Raw genomic sequence first — 14173 nt, 5'->3', positions numbered from 1 at the left:
CTATACTCCCCCGCAATTTCGATCTGGCCCTGAGGACTGACTGTGAAGAACTGGACGTTGCGCCAACGCATTTTGGCGAGCTTTGCGGTGATTATCGCCATCATGCTGTTGATGGTGGTCGTCTCGTATTCACGGTTGTTGAAGATCGAAGCCAGTGAAAACAGCGTCCGTGACGACGCGATTCCCGGCGTCTATTACAGCTCGATGATTCGTGGCGCGTGGGTCGACAGTTATCTGCAGACCCAGGAACTGTTGGGGCTCAAGGAAGGGCAGGGCATCAGCAGTGAAGATGCGGCCGATTACAAGGCTTTCGAATCCCGACTTCAGGAGCAGATGGCCAATTACCGCAACACGGTCGTTACGGACGAGGACAAGCTCGAATTCGCAGCGTTCGAGAAGTATCACGACTCCTACATGAAGATTCAGGACGCCGTGCTTGATCTGCACAAACGCAATCTTGAAGCCGAAGCCGTCAAACTGTTCAACGAGCAACTGACACCGACCTGGTACTCGGGCCGAATGAAACTCAACGACATCATCGGCGAGAACAAGCGAGTCGCCGACCAGGCCATGGCCAACATCGACGAGGCTGTGGCAGCGGCCAAAGTCAGCATGTTCGTCTCGCTGCTGGTGGCTGTGCTGGCTGCCGGCCTCTGCGGTCTGTTGCTGATGCGCGCAATCATGGCGCCGATGAACCGCATCGTGCAGATCCTCGACATCATGCGCACCGGCGACCTGAGCAGCCGCTTGAATCTCGAGCGCAAGGACGAGTTCGGCGCAGTGGAAACCGGCTTCAACGACATGATGACCGAGCTCACTTCGCTGGTGTCCCAGGCCCAGCGCTCGTCGGTGCAGGTCACCACGTCGGTGACCGAAATTGCCGCCACCTCCAAACAACAGCAGGCCACCGCCACCGAAACCGCCGCGACCACCACTGAAATCGGCGCAACGTCGCGCGAGATCGCGGCGACTTCCCGCGACCTGGTGCGCACCATGACCGAAGTCTCCACCGCCGCCGATCAGGCCTCGGTGCTGGCCGGCTCCGGGCAGCAAGGCCTGGCACGCATGGAAGACACCATGCACTCGGTGATGGGCGCGGCGGATCTGGTGAACGCCAAACTGGCGATCCTCAACGAGAAGGCCGGCAACATCAATCAGGTGGTGGTGACCATCGTCAAGGTCGCCGACCAGACCAACCTGCTGTCCCTGAACGCTGCGATCGAAGCGGAGAAGGCCGGCGAATACGGTCGCGGTTTTGCCGTGGTCGCCACCGAAGTGCGGCGTCTGGCGGACCAGACCGCTGTCGCGACTTACGACATCGAACAGATGGTCCGCGAGATCCAGTCGGCGGTGTCCGCCGGGGTGATGGGCATGGACAAGTTCTCCGAGGAAGTGCGTCGCGGCATGGCCGAAGTGCAGCAGGTCGGCGAGCAACTGTCGCAGATCATCCATCAGGTGCAGGCGCTGGCGCCGCGGGTGTTGATGGTCAACGAAGGCATGCAGGCCCAAGCCACCGGCGCCGAACAGATCAACCATGCGCTGGTGCAACTGGGTGATGCCAGCAGCCAGACGGTCGAGTCGTTGCGTCAGGCCAGTTTCGCCATCGACGAACTGAGCCAGGTGGCCGTGGGCCTGCGCAGCGGCGTTTCGCGATTCAAAGTCTGATGAGCGAAATCACCGCCAAACGCAGCGCTGCACCGGTGGCGAAGCAGGCGCTGTTCCTGCTGTTTCGCATCGGCAGCGAACGCTACGCCTTGCGCGCCACGGAAGTAGCCGAAGTGCTGCCGCGCCTGCCGTTGAAGCCGATTGCCCGGGCCCCGCACTGGGTGGCAGGGGTGTTCGCCTATCGCGGCACGGTGGTGCCGGTGATCGACCTCAGTGCCCTGACGTTCGGCCATCCTGCGCAAGCGCGCACCAGCACACGGCTGGTGCTGGTGCATTACCGCGCGGATGAATCGCAGCCGTCGCACTGGCTGGGCCTGATCCTCGAACAGGCCACCGACACCTTGCGTTGCAACCCGGATGATTTTCAGCCGTACGGCCTCGACAATCGTCAGGCGCCGTACCTGGGCCCGGTGCGTGAAGACGCGCAAGGGCTGGTGCAGTGGGTGCGGGTCAACGACTTGCTGGACGAGTCGGTGCGCACGCTGCTGTTCCCGTCGCCGCCGCTGGATCCGGCGCAGCTTGAGGAGCAGCCATGAGCAGCGATCAGCGCTTCTTCGATTTCCTCAAGGAACGCATCGGCCTTGACGTCGCCTCGGTCGGCCCGGCGATCATCGAGCGGGCTGTACGCCAGCGCATCACCCTGTCGCAAACGGTGAATGCCAATGAGTACTGGCAGACCTTGCTAGGCTCTCGGGATGAACAGCAGGCGTTGATCGAAGCGGTAATCGTCCCCGAAACCTGGTTTTTCCGTTACCCGGAATCCTTCGCCACACTGGGCAAACTGGCGCGCAAACGCCTGGGTGAGCTGAACAACATGCGCGCGCTGCGCATCCTCAGCCTGCCGTGTTCCACCGGTGAAGAACCCTATTCGATTGCCATGGCTTTGCTCGATGCCGGCCTCAAGCCCCATCAGTTCAAGGTCGATGGCATGGACGTCAGCCCCTTGTCGGTGGACAAGGCGCGGCGGGCGCTGTACGGCAAGAACTCGTTTCGCGGTCAGGAACTGGACTTTCGCGAGCGGCATTTTTTTGCCGAGAACGAGGGCTATCGGGTGAATGAAATCGTCCGCGAGCAGGTACGCCTGCATGTCGGCAACGTGCTCGATCCGTCATTGCTGGTCAACGAGCCGCCGTTCGATTTCGTGTTCTGCCGCAACCTGCTGATCTATTTCGATCAGCCGACCCAGCAGCAGGTATTCGCGGTGCTCAAACGCCTGACCCATGTTGATGGCGTGCTGTTTATCGGCCCGGCCGAGGGCAGTCTGCTCGGGCGGTTGGGCATGCGATCGATCGGGATCCCGCAGTCGTTTGCCTTCAGCCGTCACAGCGATCCACAACCCGAACCGTTGTCGATGCCGACCGCGATTCCCGTGCCGTTGCCTGTGCGCCAACCGGTACGCAGCACGCCACCGCCGCCGGTGCGTAACCGCCCGTTTGCGGGCGTGACGCCTTTGCCCGCGACGGCTAAAAGCAACAATCCCGATGCCGCAACGCTGCTGGCCAACATCGCCGCCCTGGCCAACGAAGGCAAAAGCGCCGACGCCCGTGCCGCATGCGAACAGTATTTGCGCAGCCACGAGCCGGTGGCCCAGGTGTTTTACTGGCTCGGCCTGCTGAGCGATGTCGCCGGCAGCGCCCTCGAAGCCCAGGGTTTTTACCGCAAGGCGCTGTACCTCGAACCGCAACACCCTGAAGCCCTGATGCACCTGGCTGCGCTGTTGCAGGCCCAGGGCGACGCGGCCGGCGCCAGACGATTGCAGGAGCGTGCCGCCCGCAGCGACCGCACCGCCGACAGTGAGCGTAAACGATGATCCCGTCCGACACCTTGAATGTCACCCACGAAGACGCCCGGGCCATCGACGATTGCTGGAACCGCATCGGCATTCACGGCGACAAGTCCTGTCCGCTGCTGGAGGAGCACATCCATTGCCGCAATTGCTCGGTGTATTCCGCCGCCGCCACGCGCCTGCTCGACCGCTATGCGTTGCAGCAGGACGAGCGCGATCCGGTGGCGACCCAGGTTGAAACCGAGCTGAAGACCCGTTCGCTGCTGATGTTCCGCCTTGGCGAAGAATGGCTCGGCCTGGCCACCCGCAGTCTGGTGGAGGTCGCGCCGTTGCAGGCGATTCACTCGCTGCCGCACCAGCGCTCCCGGGCCTTGCTCGGCGTGGCGAACGTGCGCGGTGCGTTGGTGGCGTGCCTGTCGCTGGTCGAACTGCTCGACCTCGACAGCAACGCGGCCCCGGCGACCGGCGCGCGGATCATGCCGCGCATGCTGATCATCGCGGCCCAGGGCGGGCCGGTGGTGGTGCCGGTGGACGAAGTCGACGGGATTCACGCCATCGACGAGCGCATCCTCGACGCCGCGTCGCGGTCCGGCGCACAGGCCAGCGCCAAATACACCCGAGGCGTGCTGCCTTTCAAAGGTCGCAGTCTGCGTTGGCTGGATGAAGAACAGCTGTTGTCCGCCGTCTCCCGGAGCCTCACATGACCCCCGAGCAAATGCGCGACGCCTCCCTGCTCGAGCTGTTCAGCCTCGAAGCCGAAGCCCAGACCCAGGTGCTCAGCGCCGGGCTACTGGCGCTTGAGCGCAACCCGACTCAGGCCGATCAGCTCGAATCGTGCATGCGCGCGGCGCACTCGTTGAAAGGCGCGGCGCGGATCGTCGGCATCGACAGCGGCGTCAGCGTCGCCCACGTGATGGAAGATTGTCTGGTCAGCGCCCAGGAGGGACGGTTGTTCCTGCGCCCGGAACATATCGACGCGCTGTTGCAGGGCACCGATTTGTTGATGCGCATTGCTACACCGGCCAACGGCCCGCAACCGGCGGACATCGAGGCTTACGTGGCATTGATGGGCGGGTTGCTCGATCCGACGGCGCCGGCAGTGGTCCCTGCGGTTCCAAGTGCGCCACCGATGGCCGAGTTGCAGATTCAGCCACCGCCGGTGGCTGAGCCCGCGCCCGTTGAAATCCCCGCCGAGGTGGCCGAGCCGGAGCCTGCGCCCGCGCCGCGCAAGAGCAAACGCACCCCTGAGGGCGGCGAGCGGGTGCTGCGGGTTACCGCCGAGCGCTTGAACAGCCTGCTCGATCTGTCGAGCAAATCCCTGGTGGAAACCCAGCGCCTCAAACCGCACCTGGCCACCATGCAGCGCCTCAAGCGCATGCAGAACAACGGCCTGCGGGCGCTGGAAAGTCTCAACGTTCATCTCAAGGAACATGCCCTGAGCCTTGAAGCTCAAGAGGCACTGGAAGACGCGCGCCGTTTGCTCGCCGAATCCCAGCAGTTGCTGGCAGAGAAAAACGCCGAGCTCGACGAGTTTGCCTGGCAAGCCAGTCAGCGCGCACAAGTGCTGTACGACACCGCCCTGGCCTGCCGCATGCGCCCATTCGCCGATGTGTTGTCGGGGCAGGTGCGGATGGTCCGCGACCTCGGTCGCAGCCTCGGTAAACAGGTGCGGTTGGAAATCGAGGGTGAGAAGACTCAGGTCGATCGCGATGTACTGGAAAAACTCGAAGCACCGCTGACGCACCTGCTGCGCAATGCAGTCGATCACGGCATTGAAACTCCGCAGGAGCGCCTGCTCAAAGGCAAGTCCGAGGAAGGGCTGATTCGTCTGCGCGCCTCGCATCAGGCCGGTCTGCTGGTGCTGGAATTGAGCGACGACGGCAACGGCGTGGATCTGGAAAAAGTCCGCCGCAGCATCGTCGAACGCCAGTTGTCTCCAGCGGAAACCGCCGCTCAGTTGAGTGAAGAAGAACTGCTGACCTTCCTGTTTCTGCCGGGCTTCAGCCTGCGAGACAAGGTCACCGAAGTGTCCGGTCGCGGCGTCGGCCTCGATGCCGTTCAGCACATGGTCCGCCAGTTGCGCGGCGCGGTGGTGCTGGAGCAGACGGCGGGCGAGGGCAGTCGCTTCCATCTGGAAGTGCCGCTGACCCTGTCGGTGGTGCGCAGCCTGGTGGTGGAAGTCGGCGACGAGGCCTACGCCTTCCCGCTGGCGCACATCGAACGCATGTGCGATCTGGCGCCGGACGACATTGTGCAGGTCGAAGGCCGCCAGCATTTCTGGCACGAAGGTCGACATGTCGGGCTGGTTGCGGCCAGTCAGTTATTGCAGCGTCCGGCCAGCCAGAACAGCGGCGACACCTTGAAAGTCGTGGTGATCCGCGAGCGCGATGCGATCTACGGCGTGGCGGTCGAACGCTTCATCGGCGAGCGCACGCTGGTGGTGCTGCCGCTGGACGAGCGGCTGGGCAAGGTGCAGGACATTTCCGCCGGGGCCTTGCTCGACGATGGCTCGGTGGTGCTGATTGTCGACGTCGAAGACATGCTGCGTTCGGTGGACAAACTGCTCAACACCGGGCGTCTGGAGCGCATCGCACGCCACGGCAATCAGGCCGCAGAAGCCGCGCGCAAGCGGATTCTGGTGGTCGATGACTCGCTGACCGTGCGCGAACTGCAACGCAAGCTGCTGCTCAATCGCGGCTACGAAGTGGCCGTTGCGGTGGACGGCATGGACGGCTGGAACGCCCTGCGCTCAGAGGATTTCGATCTGCTGATCACCGACATCGACATGCCGCGCATGGACGGCATCGAACTGGTCTCGCTGCTGCGCCGGGACAACCGTCTGCAATCGCTGCCGGTGATGGTTGTTTCCTACAAGGATCGCGAGGAAGACCGCCGCCGTGGACTGGACGCCGGCGCCGACTATTATCTGGCCAAGGCCAGTTTTCATGACGACGCCTTGCTCGACGCGGTGGTTGAGCTCATCGGAGGAGCGCGGGCATGAAGATCGCAATTGTCAACGACATGCCTTTGGCGGTGGAGGCCCTGCGCCGCGCACTGGCCTTCGAACCGGCGCATCAGGTGGTGTGGGTCGCCGGCAACGGCGCCGAAGCGGTGCGCCTGTGCGCGCAAAATACTCCCGACCTGATCCTGATGGACCTGATCATGCCGGTGATGGATGGCGTCGAGGCCACCCGCCGGATCATGGCCGAGAGCCCTTGCGCGATCGTTATCGTCACCGTGGACCGCCAGCAGAACGTGCACCGGGTGTTTGAAGCCATGGGCCACGGCGCGCTGGACGTGGTCGACACCCCGGCCATCGGCGGCGGCAATCCTCAGGAAGCGGCGGCGCCGCTGCTGCGCAAGATCCTCAACATCGGCTGGCTGATCGGCGAGAAAACCGCCCGCGCGCGTCCCGCACCTGCGACCCCACGCAGTACCGCCTCGCGCCAGCGACTGGTGGCGATCGGCTCCTCGGCCGGTGGCCCGGCGGCACTGGAAGTCCTGCTCAAAGGCCTGCCGCGCCAATTTTCGGCGGCCATCGTGCTGGTGCAGCATGTCGATCAGGTGTTCGCCGCCGGCATGGCCGAATGGCTGGCCAGCGCCAGCGGCCTGGACGTGCGTCTGGCCCGCGAAGGCGAACCGCCGCAGGCCGGCGCAGTGCTGCTGGCCGGCACCAACCACCATATTCGTTTGCTCAAGAACGGCACGCTGGCCTACACCGCCGAGCCGGTCAACGAGATCTATCGCCCCTCGATCGACGTGTTTTTCGAAAGCGTCGCCAACTACTGGAACGGTGACGCAGTAGGGGTTTTATTGACAGGGATGGGACGCGACGGGGCTCAAGGGCTTAAGCTCATGCGCCAACAGGGTTATCTGACCATCGCGCAGGATCAGCAAAGTAGTGCGGTGTACGGCATGCCCAAGGCTGCCGCAGCCATCGACGCGGCCGTAGAAATCCGTCCACTGGAAAAGATAGCGCCACGATTGCTGGAGATTTTCCCCAAATGAACATGTTCGTCCGCAATCCTGGCCCCCGCAGCACTCAGGTGACCGCCCATGAATGACTTACAGATCGATGACATCAAAACCGACGAGAACGCCGCCATGGTGTTGTTGGTGGACGATCAGGCGATGATCGGCGAAGCCGTGCGCCGTGGGCTGTCGAACGAAGAGAACATCGACTTCCACTTCTGCTCCGACCCGCATCTTGCTGTGGCCCACGCGGTGCGAATCAAGCCGACCGTGATCCTCCAGGATCTGGTGATGCCCGGCCTCGACGGCCTGAGTCTGGTGCGCGAATACCGCAATCACCCGGCGACCAAGGACATTCCGATCATCGTCCTGTCGACCAAGGAAGACCCGCTGATCAAAAGTGCGGCGTTCTCCGCCGGGGCCAACGATTACCTGGTGAAACTGCCGGACAACATCGAGCTGGTGGCGCGTATCCGCTATCACTCGCGCTCCTACATGACATTGCTGCAACGGGACGCGGCCTACCGCGCATTGCGGGTCAGTCAGCAGCAATTGCTCGACACCAACCTGGTGTTGCAGCGCCTGATGAACTCCGACGGCCTGACCGGGCTGTCCAACCGTCGGCACTTCGACGAATACCTGGAACTGGAATGGCGCCGCTCGCTGCGTGACCAGAGCCAGCTGTCGCTGCTGATGATCGACGTCGATTACTTCAAGTCCTACAACGACACCTTCGGCCATGTCGAGGGCGACGAAGCGCTGCGCAAGGTCGCCACGGCGATTCGCGAGGCCAGTGCCCGGCCGTCCGATCTGCCGGCGCGTTATGGCGGCGAAGAATTTGCGCTGGTGCTGCCCAACACCTCGCCGGGCGGGGCGCGACTGGTGGCGGAGAAGCTGCGCCAGACGGTTGCGGCGCTGAAAATTCCGCACAATGCCCCGGCCGAAGGCTCGAGCCTGACCATCAGCATCGGTCTGGCGACCATGGTGCCGGAGTCGGGCAGCGACTGCCGGTTGCTGATCTCGGCGGCGGATCGCGGCCTGTACCTGGCCAAGAACAACGGGCGCAATCAGGTGGGGATCGAATGAACCATTGAGTTCATTCGCCTCAAGAGCCGCCAGACGGGCTGCCGTGACAGCGTGATTACGTTATACTCGCCGGCTTTCAAAAGTTCGCCAACGAGTGCTGCCCGTCATGGAAATCAACCCGATCCTGAACACCATCAAGGACCTGTCCGAGCGCTCCGAATCTATTCGGGGGTATCTTTGACTACGATCAAAAGCATGAGCGTCTGATCGAAGTCAATCGCGAGCTTGAAGATCCTGCAGTCTGGAACAAACCTGAATACGCCCAGGAACTGGGCCGCGAGCGCTCGACGCTGGCGCAGATCGTCGACACCCTGGACGAGCTGGCCACCGGCCTGGCCGATTCCCGCGAGCTGCTCGACATGGCCGTTGAAGAGAACGACGAAGGCGCCGTGAATGACGTCGTCGAAGTCCTCCAGGGTCTCGAAGAGTCCCTGGCCAAACTGGAATTCCGTCGCATGTTCAGCGGCGAGATGGACCCGAACAACGCCTACCTGGACATCCAGGCCGGTTCCGGCGGCACCGAAGCCCAGGACTGGGCCAACATCCTGCTGCGCATGTACCTGCGCTGGGCCGACAAACGCGGTTTCGACGCGACCATCATGGAGCTGTCGGCCGGTGAAGTCGCCGGGATCAAAGGCGCCACCGTGCACATCAAGGGCGAATACGCCTTCGGCTGGCTGCGAACCGAGATCGGCGTGCACCGTCTGGTGCGCAAGAGCCCGTTCGACTCCGGCAACCGTCGCCACACCTCGTTTTCCGCGGTTTTCGTCTCGCCAGAGATCGACGACAAGGTGGAAATCGAAATCAACCCGGCAGACCTGCGGATCGACACCTATCGTTCCTCCGGTGCCGGTGGTCAGCACGTAAACACCACCGACTCGGCCGTACGTATCACCCACGTACCGACCAACACCGTGGTGAGCTGCCAGAACGAACGTTCCCAGCACGCCAACAAGGACACCGCCATGAAAATGCTGCGGGCCAAGTTGTACGAGCAGGAAATGCAGAAGCGCACCGCCGCGTCCCAGGCGCTGGAAGACACCAAGTCGGACATCGGCTGGGGTCACCAGATCCGTTCGTACGTGCTCGATGCCTCGCGGATCAAGGATCTGCGTACCAACATCGAACGCAGCGACTGCGACAAGGTGCTCGACGGCGACATCGACGAATACCTGGAAGCCAGCCTGAAATCGGGCCTGTAAGCTTTCACCCGACCTCAAGTCCCCCGTCACCGGCGGGGGCAACGAACCTGTGATGGAATATTTAAAGACATGAGCGACCAACAACTCGACCAGGCCCTGCAACAGGAAGAAAACTCCCTGATCGCCCTGCGCAAGGAAAAGCTTGCTGCCGAGCGCGCCAAGGGCAATGCCTTCCCGAACGACTTCCGCCGCGACAACTACTGCGATGCGTTGCAAAAGCAGTACGCGGACAAGACCAAGGAAGAGCTGGCAGAGGCTGCGATCCCGGTCAAGGTTGCAGGTCGCATCATGCTCAACCGTGGCTCGTTCATGGTGATCCAGGACATGACCGGTCGCATCCAGGTCTACGTCAACCGCAAAACCTTGTCTGAAGAAACCCTGGCCGCGGTGAAAACCTGGGACATGGGCGACATCATCGCCGCCGAAGGCACCCTGGCCCGTTCCGGCAAGGGCGACCTGTACGTCGAGATGACCAGCGTGCGCCTGCTGACCAAATCCCTGCGCCCGCTGCCGGACAAGCACCACGGCCTGACCGACACCGAACAGCGCTACCGTCAGCGCTACGTTGACCTGATCGTCAACGAAGACGTGCGTCAGACCTTCCGCGTCCGTTCGCAAGTGATCGCGCACATCCGCAGCTTCCTGATGAAGCGCGACTTCCTCGAAGTCGAAACGCCGATGCTGCAGACCATTCCTGGCGGCGCCGCGGCCAAGCCGTTCGAAACCCACCACAACGCGCTGGACATGGAAATGTTCCTGCGTATCGCGCCAGAGCTGTACCTCAAGCGTCTAGTGGTTGGCGGTTTCGAGAAAGTGTTCGAGATCAACCGCAACTTCCGTAACGAAGGCGTTTCGACTCGTCACAACCCTGAATTCACCATGTTGGAGTTCTACCAGGCTTACGCCGACTACGAAGACAACATGGACCTGACCGAAGAACTGTTCCGCGAGCTGGCGCAGCTGGTTCTGGGCAGCACCGATGTGCCATACGGCGACAAGGTGTTCCACTTCGGCGAGCCGTTCGTACGCCTGTCGGTGTTCGACTCGATCCTCAAGTACAACCCCGAGCTGACCGCCGATGACCTGAACGACATCGACAAGGCTCGCGCCATCGCCAAGAAGGCCGGCGCCAAGGTGCTGGGCTTCGAAGGTCTGGGCAAGCTGCAGGTGATGATTTTCGAAGAGCTGGTCGAGCACAAGCTGGAGCAGCCGCACTTCATCACCCAGTACCCGTTCGAAGTGTCGCCGCTGGCCCGTCGCAACGACGACAACCCGAACGTCACCGACCGCTTCGAGCTGTTCATCGGTGGCCGTGAAATCGCCAACGCCTACTCCGAGCTCAACGACGCGGAAGACCAGGCCGAGCGTTTCATGGCGCAGGTGGCCGACAAGGACGCCGGCGACGACGAAGCCATGCACTACGACGCCGACTTCGTTCGCGCGCTGGAGTACGGCATGCCGCCAACGGCCGGTGAAGGTATCGGCATCGACCGTCTGGTGATGCTGCTGACCAACTCCCCGTCGATCCGCGACGTGATCCTGTTCCCGCACATGCGGCCGCAAGCGTAATTGTTTCAATAAAAAAGCCGCCTGAAATGGGCGGCTTTTTATTGCCTGTCTGGTACAAACGTATCAAATGGTTAATTTTGAAGAAAACAACAGAGGTATGCCTGTCGTGATCGGTGCAATGGCTCAAGAGGGTGCAGCGGGAATCGCCACTGCGGTCGCTGAAAGTGTTCAGTACCAGGGCCGCAAGGCCAGCCGGCAGGGCAGTGAACAGCGTCGACAGGACATTCTCGATGCGGCGATGCGCATTGTCGTACGCGACGGCGTACGCGCTGTGCGTCACCGGGCGGTGGCGGCCGAGGCCGGAGTGCCGCTGTCGGCCACCACGTATTACTTCAAGGACATCGATGACCTGCTCACCGATACCTTCGCCCAATACGTCGAACGCAGCGCGGCCTACATGGCCAAGCTGTGGATCAACAACGAAGGCCTGCTGCGCGAAATGGTGGTCAGCGGTGACGGCAGCCCGGAGTCGCGCTCGCAACTGGCTGACGATATCGCCCGGTTGATGGCCGACTACGTGCATCGGCAACTGGTCAACCGTCGCGAGCATTTGATGGCGGAACAGGCGTTCCGCCAGGAAGCATTGCTGAACCCGCGTCTGGCGGAGCTTGTGCGTTCCCATCAGCAGATTCTGCTGCAGGGCACCTGCCAGTTGTTCCAGGTATTGGGCTCGCGCGAGCCGCAGCAGGATGCCAAGGTGTTGACGGCGATTATCGGACGGATGGAATATCAGGGCCTGCTCAACGACGCCGAGCCTTTGGCCGAAGAGGACATGCTCGGCATTCTGACGCGCTATATGCACCTGGTACTCGCGTCGGTGTAACGCAATCCCCTGTGGGAGCAAGCTTGCTCCCACAGGTTCGCTGGTGAGTTCGGGTCTAGGGAGTGTCGAATGAAAGCCTGGCGTGGCGTGCTGATCGCCTTGTCGTTCCTGTTGCTCAGTGGATGTCTGGTGACCTTCAAGGATCCGCTGCCCGCCAGTGAACCGGCGCCCAAGGGCCTGCTCGGCCAATGGTCGAGCACCAATGCCTGGGGCGAGCCGATGAATCTGGAGCTGACGCGCCTGGGCAACGATCGCTATCAGGCGGTTGCGTACTTCAAGGCCAGACCCCGCGAGCGTGAAGCCTATCCGTTCACGGTGTCGCGCCATGGCAACCGCTGGTACCTGTCGGCGAAGGTGCCGGCGCAATACGGCGGGCACTTCACCATTGCCGGTTTCGAGATCACCGACAAGCGCGAGCTGGTGATCTACAACCTCGACCTTGAGCAGATCAACCAGGCCATCGACCAGAAAACCCTCGACGGCCAAGGCTTCCAGACCGATGACGGCGAGGGCGTGCAGGTCGACAGTCCGCTTGAAAAGGTCTTTGCTTACCTCGACGACCCGGCCAATTCCGACGTTTTCGTCGAAGCGGCGCGCTATCAGCATCAGGCCAAAGCCAAATAATCCAGTACGTCACGTTTTCTACAGGAGTTTCGGGTGGACGATTACCAGCAGACGATACGCACGTTGTCCGATCGCATTGTGCTGGCGCAGACGCCGATCCGCGTGCTCGACGCGGTCAAGTGGGACGAGAACATTCGCAAGGGTTTCCTCAAGGCCAAGGGCAAGGAATTGCCGGCGGTGGATCGCGACTACTACCTCAACCGGCCGCTGTCCTTCGACTCAAGCAGGGTCAAGCTGGAATTCCAGAACATCGAGCGCGACATCACCCGTCAGCTCGGTCAGTTCAACCCGGTCGGCCAGATCATGCGCCGCATGTGCAAGGAATACCGGATGGTGGTGCGCATGCTCGAAGCGCGCGGCACCGAGGACTTCGGCCTGATTTCCCAGGAACTGTACGGCGCCGCGTCGGATGCGTTCCACGCCGGTGACCCCACGCTGGCCGACCTCGGCCTGATGATGTCCGACTACCTGAACAACATCGATGGTCGTGGCGACCTGAAGGACGAACCGAAGGTCCTCACCGCCAAGGACGCCGTGCACCTGCTGCAAACCCGGCTGAACAAGGTGTTCGGTGAGGCCGAGGAAACCATCCGCGTGTTCGAGTCCGACGGTATCGTCGCCGATGCGGCGGCGGGCGCCGACTACATCAAGATCCGCACCGACGCGATGTTCAACGACCGCGACGTGCGCGCGCTGGAAGTCCACGAAGGCCTGGTGCACGTCGGCACCACGCTCAACGGTTTGAACCAGCCGATCTGCACCTTCCTGTCCAAAGGCCCGCCCTCGTCGACAGTGACTCAGGAAGGCCTGGCGATCCTGATGGAAATCATCACCTTCGCCTCCTACCCGAGCCGCCTGCGCAAACTGACCAACCGCACCCGCGCCATCCACATGGTCGAGGAGGGCGCGGACTTCCTGCAGATTTTCGAGTTTTTCCGCGAGCAGGGCTTCGAAATGGCGGAAAGCTATGGCAACGCCAGTCGGGTTTTCCGAGGATCGACGCCGACCGGTCTGCCATTCACCAAAGACTTGTCCTACCTCAAGGGCTTCATCATGGTTTACAACTACATTCAGTTGGCCGTGCGCAAGGGCAAGCTCGAGCAGATCCCGCTGTTGTTCTGCGGCAAGACCACGCTGGAGGACATGCGAACCCTGCGTCAGCTGGTGGACGAAGGCCTGGTGGTGCCGCCCAAGTACCTGCCGGACCAGTTCCGCGACATGAACGCGTTGTCGGCGTGGATGTGCTTCTCCAACTTCCTCAATCACTTGAGCCTGGACCGGATCGAGGCGGACTACTCGAATATCCTCTGAACTCGATGATGTTCTTTGTGGGAGCGAGCTTGCTCGCGAAGGCGGTGTGTCAGGTAACGCGTGAGTTGAATGTTAGATAGCATTCGCGAGCAAGCTCGCTCCCACATTGGAATGCATTCCCACCCTGTTTTTGCG

General features: G+C 62.2%; 12 protein-coding genes. All 12 read left to right on the top strand.

Annotation, left to right across the window (positions count from 1 at the left end; genetic code table 11):
• Positions 1 to 42: 42 nt before the first annotated feature.
• The 12 genes from MKZ87_RS10915 (at position 43) to MKZ87_RS10860 (ending at position 14038) form a co-directional block, all read left to right on the top strand.
• Positions 43 to 1665, top strand: a complete 1623-nt coding sequence (locus MKZ87_RS10915; RefSeq protein WP_085697292.1) for a methyl-accepting chemotaxis protein — start codon at positions 43 to 45, stop codon at positions 1663 to 1665.
• Complete coding sequence (locus MKZ87_RS10910; protein ID WP_085697293.1) at positions 1665 to 2201, top strand: chemotaxis protein CheW; 537 nt, start codon at positions 1665 to 1667, stop codon at positions 2199 to 2201. The genes MKZ87_RS10915 and MKZ87_RS10910 overlap by 1 nt, the downstream gene beginning before the upstream one ends.
• A complete protein-coding gene (locus MKZ87_RS10905) occupies positions 2198 to 3475 on the top strand; it encodes a CheR family methyltransferase (protein ID WP_266200869.1) in 1278 nt (425 codons plus the stop codon). Before MKZ87_RS10910 ends, MKZ87_RS10905 begins: the two co-directional genes overlap by 4 nt.
• Positions 3472 to 4155 carry a chemotaxis protein CheW gene (locus MKZ87_RS10900; protein ID WP_266200868.1) on the top strand — a complete coding sequence of 228 codons (684 nt, stop codon included), beginning with the start codon at positions 3472 to 3474 and terminating at the stop codon, positions 4153 to 4155. The genes MKZ87_RS10905 and MKZ87_RS10900 overlap by 4 nt, the downstream gene beginning before the upstream one ends.
• Positions 4152 to 6452, top strand: coding sequence for a hybrid sensor histidine kinase/response regulator (locus MKZ87_RS10895; protein WP_266200866.1), 2301 nt, complete (start codon positions 4152 to 4154; stop codon positions 6450 to 6452). The genes MKZ87_RS10900 and MKZ87_RS10895 overlap by 4 nt, the downstream gene beginning before the upstream one ends.
• Positions 6449 to 7459 (top strand): chemotaxis response regulator protein-glutamate methylesterase, encoded by a 1011-nt coding sequence (locus MKZ87_RS10890; RefSeq protein ID WP_266200865.1) that lies wholly within the window; start codon positions 6449 to 6451, stop codon positions 7457 to 7459. The genes MKZ87_RS10895 and MKZ87_RS10890 overlap by 4 nt, the downstream gene beginning before the upstream one ends.
• Before the next feature lie 48 nt (positions 7460 to 7507).
• Positions 7508 to 8509 (top strand): response regulator, encoded by a 1002-nt coding sequence (locus tag MKZ87_RS10885; RefSeq protein WP_011332645.1) that lies wholly within the window; start codon positions 7508 to 7510, stop codon positions 8507 to 8509.
• Between the two features lie 106 nt (positions 8510 to 8615).
• A protein-coding gene (gene prfB, locus MKZ87_RS10880) for a peptide chain release factor 2 (protein ID WP_139832565.1) occupies positions 8616 to 9711 on the top strand; the annotation gives its coding sequence in 2 pieces (ribosomal slippage) (positions 8616 to 8687 and positions 8689 to 9711; 1095 coding nt in all).
• A 69-nt stretch (positions 9712 to 9780) separates the two neighbouring features.
• Positions 9781 to 11280: a lysine--tRNA ligase gene (gene lysS / locus MKZ87_RS10875; RefSeq protein ID WP_011332646.1), complete on the top strand. Its 1500-nt coding sequence runs from the start codon at positions 9781 to 9783 to the stop codon at positions 11278 to 11280.
• A gap of 118 nt (positions 11281 to 11398) precedes the next feature.
• Positions 11399 to 12103, top strand: a complete 705-nt coding sequence (locus tag MKZ87_RS10870; protein WP_011332647.1) for a TetR/AcrR family transcriptional regulator — start codon at positions 11399 to 11401, stop codon at positions 12101 to 12103.
• A 69-nt stretch (positions 12104 to 12172) separates the two neighbouring features.
• Positions 12173 to 12727 carry a hypothetical protein gene (locus MKZ87_RS10865; protein ID WP_266200863.1) on the top strand — a complete coding sequence of 185 codons (555 nt, stop codon included), beginning with the start codon at positions 12173 to 12175 and terminating at the stop codon, positions 12725 to 12727.
• Between the two features lie 33 nt (positions 12728 to 12760).
• On the top strand, positions 12761 to 14038 hold the full coding sequence (locus MKZ87_RS10860) for a flavohemoglobin expression-modulating QEGLA motif protein (RefSeq protein ID WP_085688808.1): 1278 nt from the start codon (positions 12761 to 12763) through the stop codon (positions 14036 to 14038).
• Positions 14039 to 14173 lie beyond the last annotated feature (135 nt).

Origin of the sequence: Pseudomonas sp. MCal1 (assembly GCF_026341415.1) — a bacterium.
Classification (GTDB): Bacteria; Pseudomonadota; Gammaproteobacteria; order Pseudomonadales; family Pseudomonadaceae; genus Aquipseudomonas.
This window is presented reverse-complemented; position numbering and strand designations above follow the sequence as displayed.

Bases quoted from the DNA above. Each gene is read 5' to 3' on its own strand.
- MKZ87_RS10900 (WP_266200868.1), top strand. From the start codon at position 3,472: ATGATCCCGTCCGACACCTTGAATGTCACCCACGAAGACGCCCGGGCC.
- MKZ87_RS10905 (WP_266200869.1), top strand. From the start codon at position 2,198: ATGAGCAGCGATCAGCGCTTCTTCGATTTCCTCAAGGAACGCATCGGC.
- MKZ87_RS10910 (WP_085697293.1), top strand. From the start codon at position 1,665: ATGAGCGAAATCACCGCCAAACGCAGCGCTGCACCGGTGGCGAAGCAG.
- MKZ87_RS10865 (WP_266200863.1), top strand. From the start codon at position 12,173: ATGAAAGCCTGGCGTGGCGTGCTGATCGCCTTGTCGTTCCTGTTGCTC.
- MKZ87_RS10885 (WP_011332645.1), top strand. From the start codon at position 7,508: ATGAATGACTTACAGATCGATGACATCAAAACCGACGAGAACGCCGCC.
- MKZ87_RS10870 (WP_011332647.1), top strand. From the start codon at position 11,399: ATGGCTCAAGAGGGTGCAGCGGGAATCGCCACTGCGGTCGCTGAAAGT.
- MKZ87_RS10895 (WP_266200866.1), top strand. From the start codon at position 4,152: ATGACCCCCGAGCAAATGCGCGACGCCTCCCTGCTCGAGCTGTTCAGC.
- MKZ87_RS10890 (WP_266200865.1), top strand. From the start codon at position 6,449: ATGAAGATCGCAATTGTCAACGACATGCCTTTGGCGGTGGAGGCCCTG.
- lysS (WP_011332646.1), top strand. From the start codon at position 9,781: ATGAGCGACCAACAACTCGACCAGGCCCTGCAACAGGAAGAAAACTCC.